The sequence below is a fragment of the Paenibacillus sp. Y301 genome (assembly GCF_059445505.1).
The window spans coordinates 14,343-35,027 of the sequence record NZ_JCAIUL010000018.1; the positions used below are offsets into that span (position 1 = coordinate 14,343).

Here is a 20,685-nt window from a genome sequence, read left to right on the forward strand (position 1 = left end):
CTTCATATCTCATACAACGGATAACTAGCCAAACACTCTAAAATCCTAAAAGAAAAAAGAAGGCTAACGTTCAGCCTTCTTACTTCTTCGACGCCAAAGCATCTATTTCCTTCTGTACTTCTGCAATCCCTTGTTTCATTTGCATATCATTGACTGGGTCTTGAATCTGTTTAATGAGCTCGCTTTCCAAGGCTTCTGCTGTCTTAGCATCAATGATTCCATTCGTCTTAAGCTTCTGACTACTTTGGAATTTCTCAACAGCACTCTTAGTTTCTTGGTCGAAGTATCCATCTGTTCGTCCTGGATTAAATCCAAGTCCTTTCAACATCACTTGCGCACTCTTAACATCTTCATTATTCGAATTATATTCTAGCGTCTTCTCTTTATTGATAGGAGCTACTAAGAAGTAGTCTGGCTGGGATACAGCAATATTTGGCTTTATTCCCTTCTCATGTATCCAGGTACCCTTAGGTGTAAGCCATTTCGCAATGGTAATCTTAAGTAGACTTCCATCACCTAATTGCTTATCAAAACTCGTCTGAACCGTACCCTTACCAAATGAATTCTCACCTATTAGGATCGCGTCTGCTGAATCCTGTAATGCTCCTGCTAATATCTCAGATGCACTTGCACTACCTTTATTCATTAGTAATGTTACAGGATACGATTTACTTGATCCCTTTGACAAGCTCTTCTCACGCTTACCCTCTTTATTCTCCACCTGTACGATTAACTCGCCTTTAGGTACGAATTGCTGCGCGATGTCAATCACAACGGATAGTACTCCACCTGGATTGTTACGAACATCGATTACGAGTCCCTTCATCCCTTTGGTCTCCAAGTTCGAAAGCTCTTCCCTAAATCTTTCAGCTGTATTTAGGGAGAACTGAGTAATCTCAATAACACCTATCCCATTATCCTCTAAATGAGCGTTAACCGTTTCTAAGGCCACATCATCACGAACAATAGCATACTCAACAGATTCCGTTACACCATTACGTTTCACCTTGATCTTAGCTGTTGAACCTTTGACTCCCCTAATCTTTGCAACAGCAGCATTTAATTCAAGACCAGCAAGAGATTCTCCATTGACAGACAAGAGAATATCCTGAGACCGAATGCCTGCTTTCTCAGCTGGGGACCCTTTAATGGGTGATACTACGACAACATTTCCATCCTTCAAAGAGACTTCCGCACCAATTCCACTAAACGAGCCTTCAATTGACTCCTCGAATTGTTGTGCAGTCTCTTGTCCCATATAAGTGGAATAAGGATCAGATAATGCCTCCATCATTCCATTAATAGCTCCATCAACCAAGGCGCTACGATCAATATCCTTATAGTAGTTCCCCTGGATGAGATCAAGTGCCGTTCCGATCTTCTCAGCTTCTTTTGACTTCAGACCTTCGCTGGATGCAATACTTGCAAGTAAGCCTTCGCCATTATTAGCCTGTCCTGCATAGCTATTACCATTACTCAGGAATAGCGTCAGCAGACTACCACAGATCAGAGCAACTACCACCAATAATGCAGCTGTACGTTTCTTTAACATTGTTGTATTCACCGCCCTTTTCATGTCAGACCAACGCCAACTATATTGTGCCCAACCTAGTATATGTTTCAAAGGGTTGGAATATTTATAATAATAGCATGAGATTTAGATTATTATAGGTAAGGCATTGGGTCAACCCTATTACCGTTTATACGTACTTCAAAATGTAAATGGGGTCCCGTACTCTGACCTGTCGATCCAGATTCAGCAATTTTTTCACCGCGACTTACACGGTCACCAACTTTAACATTAGTACCGCCATTACGAAGATGTCCATATAATGTCCACATACCACCACCATGGTCAACAATGACAGCATTCCCATAACCACTGTACCACTCAGCTAAAATAACGGTTCCTGCTTCTGCGGAATGAACTGATGTTCCTTGTCCTACTGCGAAGTCAACACCGGTATGCATCTTCCCAACTTCACCTGTTACAGGATGAGTTCGTCTACCAAAACCAGAAGAAATACGTGCACTTCCTACCGGCATTAGTAATGGACCACCATTACCGCTAAAGGTAGATGTTGTATATGTCGATCGGGTACTGGACTTCTTTTTGGCAGCCGCTGCCTTCGCAGCTTTAGCGGCTGCTGCCTTCGCAGCTTTGGCACGTGCTGCTTCCTCAGCAACCAACGTATTCTTCTGTTGTAATAAAGCTGATCGATTTCTCGCAAGAGCTACGAGCTTCAACTCCTGCTCTTCTGTTAACTCGTCAGATTGATTAATCTCTTTATCATACTCAGCGATTAAGAATTTCTTCTCCGCTACCTTCTCACTTAGTATGCTATTCTGCGATTCCATTTCTGAATAGAGCGATTCAGCCTTGGCATATTGTAACTCTAACTCCTTCTGCTTCTCAACGACAGTATTCTTGTCCTTTTTATGCTCGACAAGTAAGTCTTGATCCTGATCCACAATCATCTTTAGTGAATCCGCTCGATCAAGAAAGTCAGTGAAGCTACTAGAGGACATTAACACCTCAAGATAAGAAATAGACCCATCTGTATACATCAATCTTACACGAGACTCAAGCATAACTTCCCGAACAGCGATACGTTCTTCTGCAGCATCAAGCTCTGTAGCTGTTAATGTTAAGCTTTCCTTTGTCTCATTAATAAGTTTGGTAATCTGTGATAGCCGATTCTTAACAGTCTCGATTTGCTCCATTACCGATTGCAAATATTCGGTTGTTTTATTCTTATAATGCTGTGCTTCCTGCTTGTGCGTAGCAGCCTTTTCCTGTTCCACCCTTGCAACCTTTGCTTGCTCCTGTAGAACCTTTAATTCATGTTCAATGTCACTTACTGTTTTCTTTTTGGCATAACCATCTATAGGATGGAATATGAATGTTACCACCATTATAACTGCTATGATTAGGGTGAATTTTTTCAAATTACGTTCGCCATCCTTTTCTGAATTCTACAATGTATATATGTCGTCAACGTTGGCCATCAAAGAAGCTCGTGATTCTCAGCTATACCTTCAAAAATTTACGAATGGAAACGGTACTTCCCCAGATGCCAATCAGTAGTCCTATCGCAATCAGTAGGAAGCTTAAAAATAGCCATACATCTGATAGTGGAAGCAATATTAATCCGAGGGTAACATCCCCACTGAATGCATTTATCAGTTGTTGGTATCCCATGAAAAGAAGCCCCACAGTGGTTAACGATCCAATTCCTCCAATAAGAGCACCTTCTATAACGAATGGCCACCTGATGAAATAGTTCGTTGCACCAACCAACTTCATAATACCTATCTCACGACGACGTGCCAGAATTGTAACTCTAATCGTATTCGATATGAGGAACATGGACATGATGGCAAGACCCGCGACAAATATGAATCCAATGTTACGTACGGCACGAGTAATCTTGAATAATTTCTCAACAGCACCTTCACCATATTTAACCTTCATAATTGGAGTCTCTGGAATCGTGGTATTCAGCGCACTAATTTTGTCCGCCACATGAGCTACTGTGGTAGCCTCCGTAACTTCCACCGACAATGTATCAGGTAGCGGATTATGATCCTTGTCGAATCCTTCAAGTAGCGCCTTTCCATCTTCCCCTAAACTCTCACTAAATTCTTTCAACCCTTGTTCTTTAGATATAAATGTGATTTTACTAATCTCAGGCATGAGACCGATCTCTGTGCTAATCTTATTGCGCATGGCCTGGTCTACATCAAGATTCAAATATACTTTGATCTGAACCTGACTATCCGCTTCATCTGCTAATTGATTGACGTTAAATACTAATAAAATAAATACACCAAGAACGAAAAGAGAGACCACAATGGAAGTAATGGAAGCTATAGACATCCAACCATTACGAAATACGTTTTTGCACCCTTCTCTGAGATGCCGCAAGAAGGTGTTAAAACTCATATCCATATTCCCCTCTCAATTGGTCTCTAACGATCTTTCCCTTCTCAATTGCAATGACTCGTTTGCGCATACTGTTCACGATATCCTTATTATGAGTTGCCATAACGATCGTTGTACCTCCGAAGTTAATCTCATCAAGTAACTGCATAATCCCCCATGATGTCTCAGGGTCTAAATTTCCTGTTGGCTCGTCCGCTATAATGACTGCTGGATTGTTCACGATAGCTCTTGCTATGGCGATCCGTTGCTGTTCCCCACCAGAGAGCTGATCGGGTGTACGTCCAGCTTTATTCTTGAGTCCTACAAGATCCAACACTTCCATAACACGCTTCTTAACTACTCGACTCGGTGTTTCTATAACTTCCATCGCGAAGGCTACATTCTCATAAGCCGTCATACGAGGTAGAAGACGAAAGTCCTGAAAGATAACACCGATATTCCGTCGAATATAAGGAATCTTGCTTTGATGTAGCTTACCAATATTAAAACCATTAATAGATAGTTGGCCTTTCGTTGGTACTTCTTCTCTATAGATTAACTTCATAAATGTCGATTTACCTGCACCAGATGGTCCGACAACATACACAAACTCGTTACGATCAATCATTACAGAGACACCTTGTAGGGCATGAGTTCCATTCTTATAGGTCTTCCATACATCTTGCATTTCAATCACATTATCACTTCCCAGTTCCATAATCAGACAATATTATTTCGACACATTCCGGATATTTCCTTTAATAATCTTGATATTTCATCACTAATATTTATTGTAACAAACTTGTTACCTTTTGAGTACCTGAATTTTTCCTATTTTTCTCACATATACATAGGAAAGTGCTTGAATAATGACTAAGACGAAGTAAGAGAAGGTGCACCTATGAAAAAAGTTCATTTTTCCTTAATTATTATGATCTCTTTTGTCCTATCAGGATCCATTTTCTTTGGATTATGTAATCTTTATGTAAGTCAGGATACAATTCCTAAAGGAGTACAACTATCTGGTTGGTCTGTAGGAGGGATGCAAACTACCGATGTCTTGAAAGAACTCGATTCAAAACTTCAACAACTTGGTCAGATTCCTTTGCATATCTCTATGAAGAATCTAGATATTCCTGATCAAGAATGGACACTTACTGAGGCTGGTGTACGGTACGAGGTTGAAACATTTCGCGATTCTATATTGAAACTACAGGAAGGGAACTTGTTAGAGCGTGTATTATATCGTTGGCATTTTGAAAAAAACTACTCGATTTCAACACACTGGAATCCCTCTCCAATGAAATCAAAATTTAACAAGGCATGGGAAGAAAAACACTTGGATACTCCCGTGAATGCTACACGGCGTATTACATCCGAAGATCGTGTTGTATATATCCCTGAAGTATCAGCCTATCAATTAGATTGGAACACCCTGACAACTCGGATGGGAGCCTTAATTCCAAAGGATTTCACTCCACTAGAGCATCCCTCTACCCATGCATTATCATTAGAGCTTCCATTCATCTTAGTGAGTCCCGAAATTACCGTTCTAGATTTGAAAAAAGAAGGCATCGAACGCAAAATCATGGAATTCTCGACATCTTTAATCTCCAGTAGTGAAGGTAGGTTGTTTAATGTAAATTCAGCAGCTCAAGCTACGGATGGAATGGTATTGAAACCGGGAGATGTGTTTGATTACGGTAAAATTATAGCCTTAGCAGAGGATACATACGGATTTCAAGAGGCACCGGTCATTCTGAATGGAAAGCTTGTTCCTGGGATAGGCGGTGGGATCTGCCAAGTGTCGAGTACCATTTACAGCGCAGCCATTCGTATGGGGATGGACATTCTAGAACGGAGAAACCACTCCCTTCCTGTTCGCTACTTGCCTAAGGGACAAGATGCCACTTTCGCTACAGGATCCATCAATTTTCGCTTTCGAAACAATACAGGTGAGCATTTATTGATACACGTTATTGTGCAAGATCAGACACTCACGGTTAAGTTCTTCGGTACTTTCCCTACCAATGTTCAATACGACATTGAATCGCATACGGTAGAGACCCTTACGCCTACCAACAAATATGTAGAGAATTTAACTCTCCCTGTTGGAGGGCAAGAGGTATTACAGACAGGGAAAGTTGGTTATATCATCGATACCTATCAGATCAAAAAGGTCGATGGTGTCATCAAGGAACGAAAGCGTATCTCCCGCGACACTTATCTTCCGCAGAAGGCACTGATTGGTGTTCACCCTGAGAACAAGACGGATAACGTCGTTCCTATTGTGCCTAAGGAGAAGAGTATTATTGAAGATGGTGTGAGCGGCATGTTGTAAGCGGTGCGTTGTAAGAGATGTGTTGTAACCCCCTCCGCCGCTGTTAAAACCAGAAAATTGGAGATGTGTTGTATCCCCCTCCGCCGCTGTTAAAACCAGAAAATGTGATTCGAATGGTGCGGAAGGGGGATTTTCCGGTTTTAAAGGCGTTCGCCTATCGGCTCTCCAGTGGATACAACACACCTTTGCATTAGGGATGCATACAATGCGATGCGCTTTGTATGGTAAAGTAACTTCGAAATCAGCTTCAAGATCAACTTCGAGAGTGAACACTTTGAGAGTGAACACTTCGAGAGCGAACACTTCGAGAGCGAACACTTCGAGAGCGAACACTTCGAGAGCGAATACCTTGAGAGCGAATACCTCGAGAGCGAATACTTCGAGAGCGAATACTTCGAGAGCGAACACTTGAGAGTGAACACTTCTAAGGTAACTTCAAGGTAAAGTTCAAGAGCAGCTGCTAGTGCAACTTCATGGACAACTTCTAGGGCATCCTCGAAGGCATCCTCAGCGTTACCAATAGGGCGCCCCTTATTGTGATAAATAAAACTCGAGAGACTGTTAATCTAACAAGCACTCACAAAGTAGAAAACGACAAATAAACGGCAGCTCCTATGGGGATCGTCGTTTATTTTTGTGAGGATATGTGTTGTGATTATCGCTTAGCGAATTATTCCGAGCTGCTTGGCTTGCTCCTCGGATAGGATGAATTCCTCTGTAGGCCAAAATTCAGCCTCCTTATCCAATCCGAATAGGATGATGATATCGTCCCAGACCCCTTTTCCCAATGCTTCCATTTTGGATATGATCACTTTCATAATTCAACATCTCCTTCGCTCGTTCATTGGTCTATATGTTATTATTTTGTCCTACTTCAGCTCCGTTATCCATTTTATATACATCCTTATACTCCACTAGGCCGATCTGGCACCCAGCCCCAATATACACATTCCGTCCACGTACTACCGAGGCCTTTGTATTCTCCAAATGAATTTCATCTCCTTCAATGCTATCTGCCTGCATTGCGCCGTAAGCGCCTGGAGAGTACTTACCGATTAGAGGAATCGTTATGGCTTTCGTTATGGTAATCTTACCTCCGCCAATCTCACGCGCACGGCTAGGACCATATAGTTTGATCTCGATGACTTCCCCGTTTAACATGTTGCCAATATCCACTGAACCTCGGATCATCACTTCTTCTCCCTGGCAGTCACCTGAAATAGACAAGGTCCCTTGTCCCTTTATCTTTTCCACATTTAAATTACCTTCTACACGAACCTCCCCATTCACCTTCAACAATTGGGCAGTTAACTCTCCTTGCACGTCAAGCTCTCCTTGAATGGAAATTTCCTCACTTTGCATTCCTTGTAGGATCTTCATATTTCCTTGGCAGTTCACACTTTCTGATTTGAGAAATCCCTCAACCGTTGTATTCCCCATACATTTAAAAAGAGTACATTCCACGTCTCCGTGAATGAGGCTATCTCCCATAATTTTGACTTTATTATATTGGCCTCCACTCGAGCTTCCGTTGCCTGTAATTCTCAAATCATTTAACAATGTTAAATCAAGGCTAGATTCACTTTTATTCATTGAAGTCCCTCCTTTTATCACATATATCTCTTATACTTTCACATAAGATCCAATCTTCGCTTCAGGGTCTTGATGGAAAGAATTCTTATATTCCACTACACGAATTACGCAACCAGGACCAATACTCACATCATTTCCGCGAACGGTATCCGCCTCTGTATACTCTAGATCAATATGGTCGCCTTCAATGATCTGTGCCTTCAGTTGGGACGAGAACCCATGACGAAGTTGTTCCCAGAATCGCAGGTTCTTCCATTTCCTCACGACAATGTGCTCTCCACCAATCTCTTGTGCTGAACAAGGCCAATGTAACTTAATATCCACTCGATCCGCATTCAACAATCCATCGATCTTAAATTGTCCCTTGACCAAAAAGGCCTCACATTGCACATCCAGCTTCGCCTTCAGTATGCCATCTACTTCCACGCTGTCACTCTTCAAACTCTTATTCATAGATACTCTTCCGTTGACGGCGACAGAACGGCACTGAACATGGTCTTCAAAAGTAGACATTCCACCTATGACCATCGCCTTCAATGTTACGGGTCCTTTTACCTTTGCTGTCCCATTAACATTTATTGAATCTGCACGTAGCGCACCCTCGATCCCAACAGTCCCGTTACATATGAACTCTAAGCAATCGATGTCCCCACCAATCTTACCCATCCCATCAATTCTAACGTTCTTATATAAACCTCCACCGGTACGTCCCATCCCAGATATATTCAGATCATTCCTAGTCTGTTGCTTCTCCATCTCCTAACCCTCTCTCACTCATCTTCAATTTCAATTCTTCAATATTCGGTGCAAGTGGCAAACGGATCACCCACTTCACCCCTTTGTCGAAGTACAAATGATCAGCTGACTCGGTAAGAAATACGGCGGATACCCCCATCTTGCGTATAAGGATCAGCTCTCCGTTCTGTCCAGCCAACTTACTATAATGTTCTTCCATCGTACTAACGAGTAATGCTCCATCCTCTCGCGATAACTCACCGCTCTGAAGTAACTTCTCTAGTATGTAAATGCACAGGATATTGTCGAAAGTATAATCATCTTGCTGCCCTCGAAGTTCAACGTATAGCTCTAACGTAAGCGCCGACACAATGTTACGCTCAATTAATTCTGTCACCGGAAGAGACGTCTCTCCTGCATTAGGTGAGAACACATCTGCAAGCTCATCTAACGAAAGGCCATCTTTCATATTAATAATCTTATCTACGCGGGAAATGATTTTATGCCTAGGAAAAAAAGTTTCCTGACCCGTATACGAAGACTTACGTATAAACCACTCCTCCGGGATTAGGTTTTTCCGTTTCCAACGATAAAGTTGCCCGTAAGAGATTCCGGTGATCTCTAGAAGTTCTTTTTTAGATATTAAGTCGTCATCCATCATAATCTCCCCTTCTTTTTCAATGTAACATAACATTGTTACGTTGTAAATCAGTTTTACCAACTTGCCACTTCTTCATACTAAAAAAAACCTTCAAACCCACGGTACATCCGTGGATAGAAGGCTCTTCGTTTATCTCTATTGTGCTTAGATCGAGCTAAAGGTAATTATAGGTCATATATATCTATTAGTAATTAAGCTAGATACGACTCCTCGTCGTGCTGTTCTACCCACTTCTTCGCAGACTGAAGGGCACTCTCACTACGTTCAATCGCAGCAACAACTTGTACCGTTGCAGTTCCACCATACACATTACGAGCGTTCACAACCGCTTCCGGTTGAAGCACATCATAGATGGCATCATCGAACAATTCAGAGAACTGTTGAAATTCTGCAAGTGTGAGATCCAAAAGGTACTTATTGTTCTGAATACAATATAGAACGGTTTTTCCGATAACCTCATGTGCTTGACGGAAAGGCATGCCTTTTCCAACGAGGAAGTCAGCAATATCAGTCGCATTTGAAAAGTCCTTATTCACCGCTTCACGCATCCGGCCTTTGTTCACTTTCATTGTCGCAATCATTGGAGCAAACAATTGAAGTGCGCCTTCAAGCGTACCCACCGTATCGAACATACCCTCTTTATCTTCTTGCATATCTTTGTTGTAAGCTAAAGGTAGGGACTTCAATACAGTAAGTAAACCCATTAGATTTCCGTATACGCGACCTGTTTTACCACGTACTAACTCTGGCACGTCTGGATTCTTCTTCTGTGGCATAATGCTACTTCCTGTACAGAATGCATCATCAAGCTCAACGAAGCTGAACTCTGTACTACTCCACAGGACCAGTTCCTCACTTAACCGTGACAGATGTGTCATAATGAGTGATGCATTTGCCAAGAATTCAACGATGAAATCGCGATCACTTACCGCATCTAGACTGTTCTCGTACACCCCATCAAACCCAAGTTGCTCTGCTACGAAATGGCGATCTATTGGGAACGTCGTACCTGCAAGTGCACCTGCACCAAGAGGAAGCACATTAATCCGCTTGTAGCTATCCATTAGACGTTCAGCGTCTCTTGCGAACATCGATACATAAGCCATCAAATGATGGGCAAAAAGAATAGGCTGCGCTCGTTGCAAATGCGTATATCCTGGTACGATTGTTTCGACATTATCTTTCGCTTGGGTAATCAGTGCAGCCTGTAGTTCTTGCAACATAGCCGTTAGGGCTACAACACGTTTGCGTAAATACAAGTGCATATCCGTAGCCACTTGATCATTACGGCTACGTCCTGTATGTAGCTTTCCGCCTACAGGTCCAATCTCATCAATGAGATTCTTCTCAATATTCATATGGATGTCCTCGTCCGAGACAGAGAACACAACCTCACCAGAACGTATTTTGGCTAATACTTTCTTCAATCCCTGACGTATCGTCTCTGCATCTTCCTCCGGAACAATACCACATTTGCCAAGCATCGTTACATGAGCCAAGCTACCCTGAATGTCTTCTTCTGCAAGTGCTTGGTCGAACCCGATGGAAGCCGTATATTCTTCTACCAAATGGTTGGTCTGCTTCGTAAAGCGCCCTCCCCATAATTTGCTCATGATATGTGCTCCCTTCTTATGACAACAGAGAGCCGCCCCTTCTCGTGAATGGACAAAGGAACGGCCAATGACTGCCTAATTACATCTATTATTAATCTCTAAATATTCTTTAATTAAACTCTAATTATGACTCACCACTATAACTAGTACTTGATAAACAGTCGAGTACGACGATCGCTACGATGACGGATTGCCCTTACGATCGCTGTTGCCCTCCGATTTCTTGATTGTATATCGCTTATAGCGGTTGAAATCTGAGGGCAAGCTTATGCTTCCGATGTAGCTTTCATACTGAAAGCTTGTAGGCGAACGCTTACGCTTCTACAAGACAATTCCGTCCTCTTCGCTACTTCTTACATCATCCATTGCTTACTCTAATTACTGATAATTATGTTTAGTGCCCTAATTATTTGTTCTGTTGTACACCAGCTGCTACTTTCAAGCGTAATGCATTCAGATGAATGAATCCTGTTGCATCCCCTTGATCGTAAGCCTGTGTTGGATCAGCTTCCATCGTTGCGATGTCTGGATTATACAAGCTAACTGGGCTCTTCACGCCAGCTGCGATAATATTTCCTTTGTACAACTTAACACGTACCGTACCTGTTACATTGCTCTGGCTCTCTTTTACCAATGCTTGAAGCGTAAGACGTTCTGGTGCGAACCAGAAGCCGTTGTATACTAACGTACTATAACGAGTGATCAGACTATCACGCAGGTTCATAACTTCACGGTCCATCGTGATGGACTCCATTTTGCGATGAGCTGTGAATAGAATGGTTCCACCTGGTGTCTCGTAGATCCCACGACTCTTCATCCCTACGAAACGGTTCTCCACCATATCTACACGGCCGATCCCATGTTTACCACCAAGCTCATTCAGTTGCTCCATAACCTGAAGGGGTGTTAATTTCTGCCCGTTCAGCGCTACACAGTCACCTTGTTCAAAATCAAGCACCAAATATTCCGCTTCATCTGGTGCATCCTCAGGAGATGCGCTTAGTAAGAACATATCTTTATTCTCAGGTGTACTTGCATCGAACCAAGGATCTTCAAGCACGCCACTTTCATAGCTAATATGCAATAAATTGCGATCCATTGAATAAGACTTCGCAGCCGAAGCCGTAACCGGTATGCCATATTTCTCTGCATAAGCAATCATCTCAGCACGTCCTGGGAAATCATTACGGAATTCTTCTAGACGCCATGGAGCAATCACCTTGATATCAGGCGCAAGTGCAGCCACACCAAGCTCGAAACGGACTTGGTCATTCCCTTTACCCGTTGCTCCGTGAGCAATCATCGTTGCCCCTTCAGCACGTGCGATATCCACCATACGTTTAGCGATCAACGGACGAGCAATACTCGTACCTAATAAGTATTGACCTTCATACAATGCACCTGATTGGAACATCGGATAGATGAAATCATTCGCAAATTCATCACGTAAATCATCAATATATACTTTGGATGCGCCTGTAGCTAGTGCCTTTTCCTCCAAGCCATCTAGTTCTTCCTTCTGACCGATATCTGCTGTGAAAGCAATAATCTCCGCATCATATGTTTCTTTAAGCCATTTCAGGATAATCGATGTATCGAGTCCGCCTGAGTAAGCAAGTACTATTTTCTCTTTTGCCATACCTATAACATCCCTTCCCTAAATCCATATATAAAATTCTATCATGCATATTAATTCAATCCATTAACTAATCATACTATGAATCATTTATCCCATCAACGCGGCCATCAATGCTTTTTGTGCATGCAAGCGGTTCTCTGCTTGATCAAAAATAACAGAATTCGCTCCATCAATGACGCCTTCACTCACTTCTTCACCACGATGTGCTGGCAAACAATGCATAAATAGATAGTCACTCTTAGCACCCTTAGCCAACTTCTCATCTACTTGATAGTCTTTAAATGCGGCCTCCCGCACCTTCTGCTCTTCTTCAAATCCCATACTAGCCCATACATCGGTATAGATCACATCTGCATCTTGCACTGCTTCTTGTGGACTCCGTGTAACCACGATCTGAGCGCCAGTCTGAGAAGCAATTTCAAGACAATCCTTCACGACAGACTCATCTGGCTCATACCCTTCTGGTGTTGCGACAGAGACATGAACGCCAAGTTTAGCGCCACCAATCATAAGAGAATGTGCCATATTATTACCATCACCTACATAAGCGAGTTTCAGTCCTTGAAGTGTTCCTTTGTGCTCATATATCGTCTGATAATCGGCCAGCACTTGGCAAGGATGCGCAAGATCGCTAAGTCCATTAATAACAGGTACAGTAGCATATCGAGCCAGATCAATCACATTCTCATGACCAAATGTCCGAATCATCATCCCATCTAAGTAACGAGATAACACCTGAGCCGTATCACTAATAATCTCTCCACGACCAAGTTGGATATCATTCTTGCTTAAGAAGAGGGCATGGGCTCCTAACTGAAACGCTCCGACTTCAAAAGATACCCGCGTACGTGTGGAAGATTTCTCGAAAATAAGTCCGATCGTCTTGCCTTTGAGAGGTTGGTACACCTCTCCATTCTTCTGTTTGTGTTTTATGTCAATCGCCAAATCGATTAAATATTGAATCTCCGCTGTTGTGAAATCATCCAATTCGATGAAATCACGACCTTTTAAATCTATCGTTTGTTGCGTCTCACTCTGCGTCATGCGGTAAACCCTCCTCTAATACTAATACGGCTTATATTGGGCATGAAAAAGTTATATTCGTTATCGTCCCATGAGCTACAGGTTCAATGAATTAGATATTCTTAACCGCAGTATGATCGTGAATTAGATCTGCTACAATGGCTACAGCTTGGTCAATTTCCTGCTCGGTTACGTATAAATTAGGCAATAGACGAATAACATTTGGTCCAGCATTAACGAACAAGAGTCCGCGTTTCTGCCCTTCCAGCACAATGCTAGCAACGGGTTCCTCGCACTCGATACCCACCAGTAAGCCTAATCCACGGATTCCTTTTACAAAAGGATTTCCCGATAACTTTTCATCCAATTTTGCAAATAGATATTCACTCATCTTAGCGGCACGTTCCGGAATGTCATCTTCCTTCATTGTCTCGATCGTAGCTATGATTGCAGCTGTTGCAAGCGGCGTACCTCCAAATGTGGTTGCATGGCTACCTGCCGTAAATGCTTCACGCAAATATTCCTTACCTAACATAGCACCTGCTGGGAATCCACTCGCAATCCCCTTAGCAACCGTGAATATATCTGGCTCGATTCCGTAATGTTCATGAGCGAACCATTTCCCCGTACGTCCCATTCCCGTCTGGACCTCATCAACGATAAGCAACAATCCTTCTTGCTTACATAGTTCAGCAACAGCCTTCAAGAATTCTGGTTGAACGGGATGAACGCCACCTTCAGCAAGAACCATCTCGATCATAATCGCTGCCGTCTGATCCGTTACAGCTGCCTTCAATGCTTCTATATCATGTAATGGAACCGTCTTAAACCCAGCTGGGAGTGGCAAATAGCCTTCCTTCACCTTATCTTGACCCGTTGCTGTTAGTGTAGCTAAAGTCCGTCCATGGAAAGATTGATTGAACGTAATCACTTCATAACGTCCTGTTCCTTTGACCTTCTGATGATAGCGACGGGCAAGCTTAATAGCAGCTTCATTCGCCTCTGCACCGCTGTTACAGAAGAATACAGCATCTGCACATGAAATGGATGTCAGTAGAGAAGCTGCCTTCTCCTGATTCGGAATCTGGAACAAGTTAGATACATGCCACAGCTCATCTAGTTGTTGCTTCAGTCTTTCTTTTACCTTCTTAGGAGCATGACCTAAGTTCGTAACCGCTAACCCGCTCATGAAATCTAAATATTTATTTCCTTGATCATCCCACAACCAGCTGCCTTCCCCTTTAACCAAGCTGATCGGATATCGAGCATACGTAGGAAACAACGAACTCGTTGTTTGGCTCTTTGCTCCCACTGCCCCAGACTCTACTACTCCTGTATTTCCAACCTGTTTCTGCTGATCCATTTCATTTCCCATCGCTTTATCTTCACTCCAATCTATCTATTCATATGATTTCTAACTAAGCACAATTTAAAAATAAGTACTGTATAACTGTGACCGCACTATAGGGTACTCGATCTTCATTACCTTTTTAAAAACTACATTCTATATCTGGACGATCCGAGTTCCGATGATCTCCCCTTGCATAACACGACTAAGAACTTGCGGTTCGCTTCCGTCCACGATAACGACTTCTTGAACATCTCCATGAATGCAGTTCATGGCTGCTCGAACTTTCGGAATCATGCCGCCGTATATTTCACCTGTGTCGATCATGTCATGAATCTCTTGTATGCTAACCGAAGGAAGTACTACTTTCTCACCATCCACTGTCTTCATAATTCCTGGAACGTCTGTTACAACAATCATACGATGAACTCCTAAGAACGAAGCAACTGCGCCTGCAGCCGTGTCTGCATTGATGTTATAGCGTTGACCTACTAGATCAATACCAATCGGTGCAATCACCGGAATATAGCCCATGTCCTGTACACCTTGAATGAGAGTGGCTTCCACATGGGTCACTTCGCCAACCCAGCCTACTTCAGCACTGTTCGCAACGGGTTTCGCTTGAATAAGTAAACCATCTACGCCCGAGAGCCCCCATGCACGCCCACCCACATTGTGAATACGACGTACGATCTGTTTATTGATGCTACCGGATAGCACCATTTCCACCACATCAAGGACATCCTCCGTTGTCTTACGCAACCCATGAACGAATTCACTTTCAATGCCAAGTTTCGCAAGGTTATCTGAGATAGCTGGCCCACCTCCGTGAACGATGACAGGTTGTATTCCGTCCTGCTGTAATTGTCTAAGGTCATGAAAGAAAGAATCCGGCAATGCCGCAAGTGTACTCCCTCCACATTTCATCACAAAACTACCTTGAATCTGAACATTGTGGATAGGCTCCACTTGAATCCCTTCTTCCCCATGACCTCCCAATTTCGTTCCCATGCAAAAATTCCCCTCTCATTACCAATCAGTAGAACCTGCTAATCTACTAGAATGCCTAATCGTCAAAAATAGTTATATCTAACCTTACGTTCGATACGCTGCATTAATCCGTACATAATCATATGTTAAGTCGCAACCCCAAGCAGTCGCTTTCCCGCTTCCACCATGCAAGTCTACGAATATACGTACTGTGTCACCTTTTAAATAGGCTAACGCTTCTTCTTCATCAAACCCAACAGGGCGTGAAGCCTTAAGCACCGTAATCGATCCTAGTTGGATATCTACTTGCTCTGGATTTACAGGTTCCCCTGCACGCCCTACAGCAGCAATAATCCGTCCCCAGTTCGCATCCGCACCGAATATCGCAGTCTTCACTAGACTTGAGCCTACAACGGTCTTCGCAATGACACTTGCCGAACTATCGCTTACGGCTCCTTGAACGACAACTTCAACTAGTCTAGTAGCCCCTTCACCATCACGTGCAATCGCCATGGCTAGCTTCTGACAGACATATGTGAATGCCTCAGCAAAAGCATCCCAGTCAGGATGAGACGTATTCAGTGTGTTATGGTCCGCAAGTCCACTTGCCATCGTAATTAACATGTCATTTGTACTTGTATCCCCATCTACGGTAATCATATTGAACGTCAGATCTGTAGCTTGTCGCATTAATTGTTGCAGTGCCACTTGTTCAATATTCGCGTCTGTCGTCATAAAAGCTAGCATCGTGGCCATATTGGGATGAATCATCCCAGATCCCTTTGCAGCTCCGGCAATAACGACCTCTTTGCCATCGACTAAGACAGATACACAAGCTTCTTTCTTCACTAAGTCCGTGGTAAGAATGGCTTGTGTGAAATCTTCCGCTCCCACCACACTGTTGCTCAGTCGCGCAGGCAATGCCGCAATGCCTGCGTTCACGCAGTCCATCTTGAGTAGCTCACCGATCACGCCTGTCGATGCGACAGCCACATCTTGCTCCGCTACGCCAAGGTGACTCGCCATCGCTGCACGCATAGCATATGCATCGGCCTCGCCTTGCTCGCCTGTGCATGCATTGGCGTTGCCGCTATTCACTACGACGGCTCTCAACTTGCCGTCGACAAGACTCTCGCGGCTCACTTTCAGTGGAGCCGCTTGAAACACGCTGGTGGTATACACAGCCGCCGCTGTGGCATCCACCTCACATAGGATTGCGCCGATATCATGGCGCTCCGTCTTCTTTAATCCGCAGTGGACACCGCCTGCGGAGAAACCCTTCGGCGTTATAATTGAACCGCCATCTATAGCGGTAAAATTCTCTTTTTCCATAGTTGATTGCCTCTACTTATGGATACACAGGTGTGTAACGTAAGCCGAGATCTTCCTCCCATCCCATCATCAGGTTCAAATTCTGAATCGCTTGGCCCGAAGCACCCTTCACGATATTATCAATCACTGAAATAATCGTAATTCTTCCTGTTCGATCATCTAGGAGAAGTCCCATATCACAAAAATTAGATCCCGTTACTTCTTTCGTCGCAGGCCATACCCCTTCGTCTCGAACTCTCACAAATGGGCGACCCTCGTAATACTGACGGTACAAATCAACAAAATCAGCTTGACTATGTTCCCCTATGACATTGGCATACATCGTACTCATAATGCCTCGCGTCATTGGTGTAAGATGCGTCGTAAACGTGATCGTAACCTTCTCACCTGTCAGTTCACTTAATACTTGCTCTATTTCGGGAATATGCTGATGCCTATTCACTTTATATGCTCTAAGATTCTCATTTATCTCTGCGTAATGTACGGTTAGGTTTGTTCCACGTCCCGCTCCAGATACACCCGATTTAGCATCAATAATAATAGTCGATGGATCGATCCACCCTGCAACGATTGCGGGAACAAGGCCCAGTAGCGTAGCTGTCGGGAAACATCCCGGATTAGAAATAAAGTCCTTACCTACGACTTCTTCACCAAATACTTCACTCAGTCCGTATACAGCCTGTTCAACGTAGCGTGGATCCGCTGCTGGATGTTTATACCACTGCTCGTATGTTTCTCCATCTTTTATACGGAAATCGCCCGATAAATCAATCACCTTAAGCCCTGCCTGAAGTAGCTGAGGAACCAGCGGAGTACTAATGCCAGATGGTGTAGCCGTAAATACAACGTCAGCCTTCTGCGCTATACTCTGTATGTCGAGATCATCCAGATCTTGATTAATAATATTCGTTAAATGTGGAAAGCCCTTATTAATGGGAACTCCCGCACTTGAAGTTGAAATGACAGAGGTAATATCCACACGAGGATGCCCCTGTAACAAACGAATTAATTCTACTCCACCGTATCCTGTAGAACCAACGATGGCCACTCTTACCTTAGAATCTACTGTCATTATCCCCTGTTCCCCTCTCCAACCTCACTTGATCGATACCATTCATAATTATGTATTATTATACGTCCGAGTAAATATAAATACAATACCTTATGACTATTCTTCAGGAGATTCCGCTCATTCATCCCATTCTATAATGCTCTAGTGAACCCTTCTCCAAGAACCTCATGTGCATCACTAATAATGACAAAAGCACCCGGGTCAACGGATTGAACCAACGTCTTCAATCGTGTTACTTCATTCTGTCCTACAACAACCATTAGAACCGTCCGATTATCTCCCGTGTATCCTCCTTGGCCATTGAGTTTAGTTAATCCACGATCTAGATCATTCAGAATGACTTGGGTAAGCTCATCTGTATAATCTGAGATAATATACGCGACCTTCGTATAATTAAATCCTAACTCTACCGCATCTATGACTTTTCCAGTTACATAAAGGGCAACTAGGGCATACAAAGCCTGTTCCATAGACATAACAAACGCGGCTAGTATAATAACTGTGGCATCTAATAACACTACGCATAAAGAGAAACTAAGACCGCTTAACTTCTGAATCACCTGAGCTAGAATCGTCAGCCCTCCCGTAGATCCTCTTCCACGAAATACAAGTCCAATTCCGAGTCCAACACAGATTCCACCATATATAGAAGCAAGTAAAGGATTCGCAGTTGGAATAGGCCAGTCCTTTGTAAGGAATACAAATAAAGGCAAGACCACGCTTCCTAATAAAGAACGAATACCATAGTTAGTACCTAATAACAGAAAACCCAGTACAAATAAAGGAATATTCAAAGCCCATTGCGTAAATGCAGGTTCTAATCCTAACAATGATTGGGCTAGAACGGATAGCCCGGATACTCCTCCTGAAGCAATCCCATTCGGTAGAAAAAACAGATTAAATCCTATGGATATAATCAAAGACCCGATAATTATGAATAAAGTGTCTATCATATGCCTTACTGGACCCTTCAAGGGAATCAAATTCCGAAATTTCCGATCACGTGTTTGTTGTGCCATTCTATGTTGTTCTCCTCTCCATTTTAACTCCCATATACTCTGATATGTTACTTATGAAACTGTTCTTATCCGCAAAAAATTCCTACACGTATAGCGTGTAGGAATTCCAATATGATTATTCACTTTCTACAACTTTAAGTTGACTACGTAAATACCCATCGATAAATAGATTGATATCCCCATCCATTACTGCACCAATGTTCCCCGTCTCTACGGAAGTACGGTGATCCTTTACCATACTATAGGGATGGAATACATAGGAGCGAATCTGGCTACCCCACGCAATTTCCGATTGTTCCCCTCGGATTTCAGCCAACTCTTTGCGTTGTTCCTCGAGCTTACGTTCTACTAACTTTGAACGAAGGGCTGTCATTGCCCAAGCTCTATTCTTAATCTGAGAACGTTCGGCCTGGCTTGTTACAACCACTCCAGAAGGAATATGCGTTATTCGTACTGCAGAATCCGTTGTATTGATATGCTGTCCGCCTGCACCTGTGGCACGATAGGTATCAATCTTCAAATCCTCTGTGCGAATCTCTACATCAGCATCCTCTGTGATCTCAGGAACCACATCACATGATACGAATGAGGTGTGGCGTCTTCCTGAAGAATCGAATGGTGAAATGCGAACTAGCCGATGAACACCTTTCTCCGCTTTCAGGTAACCATAAGCATTGAAGCCTTTGATTAAAAGAGTAACACTCTTAATACCCGCTTCATCACCCGCTTGATAGTCCATCGTTTCAACTTTGAACCCACGTTTATCTGCCCAACGGGTATACATTCGGAGTAACATCTCTCCCCAGTCTTGCGACTCCGTCCCCCCTGCACCAGGATGAAGCTCTAGAATGGCATTCATTTTATCGTAAGGCTCGCTCAGGAGCAGCCCTAGTTCGAATTCATCTAACTTTTTCTTAAGACTCGCCGTAGAATCTGCAATCTCAGCAAATAACGATTCTTCTTCCTCTTCATCTGCAAGTTCAGCCATCATCTCGACATCATCGAACTCGCGTTGAAGCTTCTCGTATTCATCTATGGAAGACTTCACACCATTTAGCTCAGTTATTAATGCTTGAGCCTTGTCACTGTCATCCCAGAAATCAGGTGCGGACATCTTTTCCTCAAAGTTCGATATCATCTCCTGCTTAAGATCTAAGTCAAAGAGACCCCCTAAGATTAGTAAGTTTCGTACTCATTTCACGTAAGTCATGCTTTATGTTCGGATCGATCATAATGTTCTCGTCACCTCTTCATCAAGTAGAACAGCTAAGTGTTCTTTATTATCACAAACTCCCTCAAACCAGAAGGCACCAGTTCATATAACCATATCTCCCGTGGAGAATGATCTCAACTGTAGAACCTCCTTAGCTTAAGGGAGTTATTAAGTGCACTTC

The 20,685-nt window shown here is 43.2% G+C and carries 19 protein-coding genes; 1 reads left to right on the forward strand and 18 read right to left on the reverse strand.

Annotated features, from left to right (window positions below; genetic code table 11):
* Positions 1–79: 79 nt before the first annotated feature.
* The 4 genes from AC1D69_RS22060 to ftsE all read right to left on the reverse strand — a co-directional run bounded on the left by AC1D69_RS22060 (position 80) and on the right by ftsE (position 4,622).
* Positions 80–1,552: a S41 family peptidase gene (locus AC1D69_RS22060; RefSeq protein ID WP_495458283.1), complete on the reverse strand. Its 1,473-nt coding sequence runs from the start codon at positions 1,550–1,552 to the stop codon at positions 80–82.
* 113 nt (positions 1,553–1,665) lie between these two features.
* Positions 1,666–2,949, reverse strand: a complete 1,284-nt coding sequence (locus tag AC1D69_RS22065) for a murein hydrolase activator EnvC family protein (protein WP_495458284.1) — start codon at positions 2,947–2,949, stop codon at positions 1,666–1,668.
* 82 nt (positions 2,950–3,031) lie between these two features.
* Positions 3,032–3,946 carry a permease-like cell division protein FtsX gene (gene ftsX / locus AC1D69_RS22070; RefSeq protein ID WP_495458285.1) on the reverse strand — a complete coding sequence of 305 codons (915 nt, stop codon included), beginning with the start codon at positions 3,944–3,946 and terminating at the stop codon, positions 3,032–3,034.
* Positions 3,936–4,622 carry a cell division ATP-binding protein FtsE gene (ftsE, locus tag AC1D69_RS22075; protein WP_495458334.1) on the reverse strand — a complete coding sequence of 229 codons (687 nt, stop codon included), beginning with the start codon at positions 4,620–4,622 and terminating at the stop codon, positions 3,936–3,938. Before ftsE ends, ftsX begins: the two co-directional genes overlap by 11 nt.
* Positions 4,623–4,826: 204 nt before the next feature.
* On the opposite strand from ftsE, the gene AC1D69_RS22080 reads away from it, so the two are divergent.
* Complete coding sequence (locus AC1D69_RS22080) at positions 4,827–6,266, forward strand: VanW family protein (protein WP_495458286.1); 1,440 nt, start codon at positions 4,827–4,829, stop codon at positions 6,264–6,266.
* 140 nt (positions 6,267–6,406) lie between these two features.
* Here the strand turns inward: AC1D69_RS22080 and AC1D69_RS22085 are convergent, their stop codons facing one another.
* From AC1D69_RS22085 to prfB, 14 genes are all read right to left on the reverse strand, one after another.
* Positions 6,407–6,688 (reverse strand): pentapeptide repeat-containing protein, encoded by a 282-nt coding sequence (locus tag AC1D69_RS22085; RefSeq protein ID WP_495458287.1) that lies wholly within the window; start codon positions 6,686–6,688, stop codon positions 6,407–6,409.
* Between the two features lie 240 nt (positions 6,689–6,928).
* Entirely contained in the window at positions 6,929–7,084 is a 156-nt protein-coding gene (locus AC1D69_RS22090) for a hypothetical protein (RefSeq protein WP_495458288.1), read from the reverse strand.
* 31 nt (positions 7,085–7,115) lie between these two features.
* Entirely contained in the window at positions 7,116–7,859 is a 744-nt protein-coding gene (locus AC1D69_RS22095) for a hypothetical protein (RefSeq protein ID WP_495458289.1), read from the reverse strand.
* A 30-nt stretch (positions 7,860–7,889) separates the two neighbouring features.
* Positions 7,890–8,615 (reverse strand): polymer-forming cytoskeletal protein, encoded by a 726-nt coding sequence (locus AC1D69_RS22100; RefSeq protein WP_495458290.1) that lies wholly within the window; start codon positions 8,613–8,615, stop codon positions 7,890–7,892.
* Positions 8,596–9,255, reverse strand: a complete 660-nt coding sequence (locus AC1D69_RS22105; protein WP_495458291.1) for a YhbD family protein — start codon at positions 9,253–9,255, stop codon at positions 8,596–8,598. Before AC1D69_RS22105 ends, AC1D69_RS22100 begins: the two co-directional genes overlap by 20 nt.
* A gap of 191 nt (positions 9,256–9,446) precedes the next feature.
* A complete protein-coding gene (argH, locus tag AC1D69_RS22110; protein WP_495458292.1) occupies positions 9,447–10,868 on the reverse strand; it encodes an argininosuccinate lyase in 1,422 nt (473 codons plus the stop codon).
* Positions 10,869–11,274: 406 nt separating this feature from the next.
* Complete coding sequence (locus AC1D69_RS22115; RefSeq protein WP_495458293.1) at positions 11,275–12,507, reverse strand: argininosuccinate synthase; 1,233 nt, start codon at positions 12,505–12,507, stop codon at positions 11,275–11,277.
* Between the two features lie 87 nt (positions 12,508–12,594).
* Entirely contained in the window at positions 12,595–13,551 is a 957-nt protein-coding gene (argF, locus tag AC1D69_RS22120) for an ornithine carbamoyltransferase (RefSeq protein WP_495458294.1), read from the reverse strand.
* A 91-nt stretch (positions 13,552–13,642) separates the two neighbouring features.
* Positions 13,643–14,905 (reverse strand): acetylornithine transaminase, encoded by a 1,263-nt coding sequence (argD, locus tag AC1D69_RS22125; protein WP_495458295.1) that lies wholly within the window; start codon positions 14,903–14,905, stop codon positions 13,643–13,645.
* A 129-nt stretch (positions 14,906–15,034) separates the two neighbouring features.
* On the reverse strand, positions 15,035–15,805 hold the full coding sequence (gene argB, locus AC1D69_RS22130; protein WP_495458335.1) for an acetylglutamate kinase: 771 nt from the start codon (positions 15,803–15,805) through the stop codon (positions 15,035–15,037).
* A 168-nt stretch (positions 15,806–15,973) separates the two neighbouring features.
* Positions 15,974–17,200 carry a bifunctional glutamate N-acetyltransferase/amino-acid acetyltransferase ArgJ gene (gene argJ, locus AC1D69_RS22135; protein WP_495458296.1) on the reverse strand — a complete coding sequence of 409 codons (1,227 nt, stop codon included), beginning with the start codon at positions 17,198–17,200 and terminating at the stop codon, positions 15,974–15,976.
* A 16-nt stretch (positions 17,201–17,216) separates the two neighbouring features.
* Positions 17,217–18,272 carry an N-acetyl-gamma-glutamyl-phosphate reductase gene (gene argC / locus AC1D69_RS22140; RefSeq protein WP_495458297.1) on the reverse strand — a complete coding sequence of 352 codons (1,056 nt, stop codon included), beginning with the start codon at positions 18,270–18,272 and terminating at the stop codon, positions 17,217–17,219.
* Positions 18,273–18,403: 131 nt separating this feature from the next.
* Positions 18,404–19,291 (reverse strand): YitT family protein, encoded by an 888-nt coding sequence (locus tag AC1D69_RS22145; RefSeq protein ID WP_495458298.1) that lies wholly within the window; start codon positions 19,289–19,291, stop codon positions 18,404–18,406.
* 115 nt (positions 19,292–19,406) lie between these two features.
* Positions 19,407–20,523, reverse strand: a protein-coding gene (gene prfB / locus AC1D69_RS22150) for a peptide chain release factor 2 (RefSeq protein ID WP_495458299.1) whose coding sequence is annotated in 2 segments (ribosomal slippage) — positions 19,407–20,450 and positions 20,452–20,523 — 1,116 coding nt in all. Because the reading frame shifts where the segments join, the coding sequence is not laid out codon by codon here.
* Between the last annotated feature and the right edge of the window lie 162 nt (positions 20,524–20,685).

Excerpts from the sequence above, each read along its gene's own strand:
- argH (WP_495458292.1), bottom strand. The coding sequence starts at position 10,868 with ATGAGCAAATTATGGGGAGGGCGCTTTACGAAGCAGACCAACCATTTG.
- AC1D69_RS22090 (WP_495458288.1), bottom strand. The coding sequence starts at position 7,084 with ATGAAAGTGATCATATCCAAAATGGAAGCATTGGGAAAAGGGGTCTGG.
- AC1D69_RS22095 (WP_495458289.1), bottom strand. The coding sequence starts at position 7,859 with ATGAATAAAAGTGAATCTAGCCTTGATTTAACATTGTTAAATGATTTG.
- argC (WP_495458297.1), bottom strand. The coding sequence starts at position 18,272 with ATGACAGTAGATTCTAAGGTAAGAGTGGCCATCGTTGGTTCTACAGGA.
- argF (WP_495458294.1), bottom strand. The coding sequence starts at position 13,551 with ATGACGCAGAGTGAGACGCAACAAACGATAGATTTAAAAGGTCGTGAT.
- ftsX (WP_495458285.1), bottom strand. The coding sequence starts at position 3,946 with ATGAGTTTTAACACCTTCTTGCGGCATCTCAGAGAAGGGTGCAAAAAC.
- argJ (WP_495458296.1), bottom strand. The coding sequence starts at position 17,200 with ATGGAAAAAGAGAATTTTACCGCTATAGATGGCGGTTCAATTATAACG.
- AC1D69_RS22105 (WP_495458291.1), bottom strand. The coding sequence starts at position 9,255 with ATGATGGATGACGACTTAATATCTAAAAAAGAACTTCTAGAGATCACC.
- AC1D69_RS22080 (WP_495458286.1), top strand. The coding sequence starts at position 4,827 with ATGAAAAAAGTTCATTTTTCCTTAATTATTATGATCTCTTTTGTCCTA.
- argD (WP_495458295.1), bottom strand. The coding sequence starts at position 14,905 with ATGGGAAATGAAATGGATCAGCAGAAACAGGTTGGAAATACAGGAGTA.
- argB (WP_495458335.1), bottom strand. The coding sequence starts at position 15,805 with ATGAAATGTGGAGGGAGTACACTTGCGGCATTGCCGGATTCTTTCTTT.
- AC1D69_RS22100 (WP_495458290.1), bottom strand. The coding sequence starts at position 8,615 with ATGGAGAAGCAACAGACTAGGAATGATCTGAATATATCTGGGATGGGA.
- AC1D69_RS22060 (WP_495458283.1), bottom strand. The coding sequence starts at position 1,552 with ATGTTAAAGAAACGTACAGCTGCATTATTGGTGGTAGTTGCTCTGATC.
- AC1D69_RS22115 (WP_495458293.1), bottom strand. The coding sequence starts at position 12,507 with ATGGCAAAAGAGAAAATAGTACTTGCTTACTCAGGCGGACTCGATACA.
- AC1D69_RS22145 (WP_495458298.1), bottom strand. The coding sequence starts at position 19,291 with ATGGCACAACAAACACGTGATCGGAAATTTCGGAATTTGATTCCCTTG.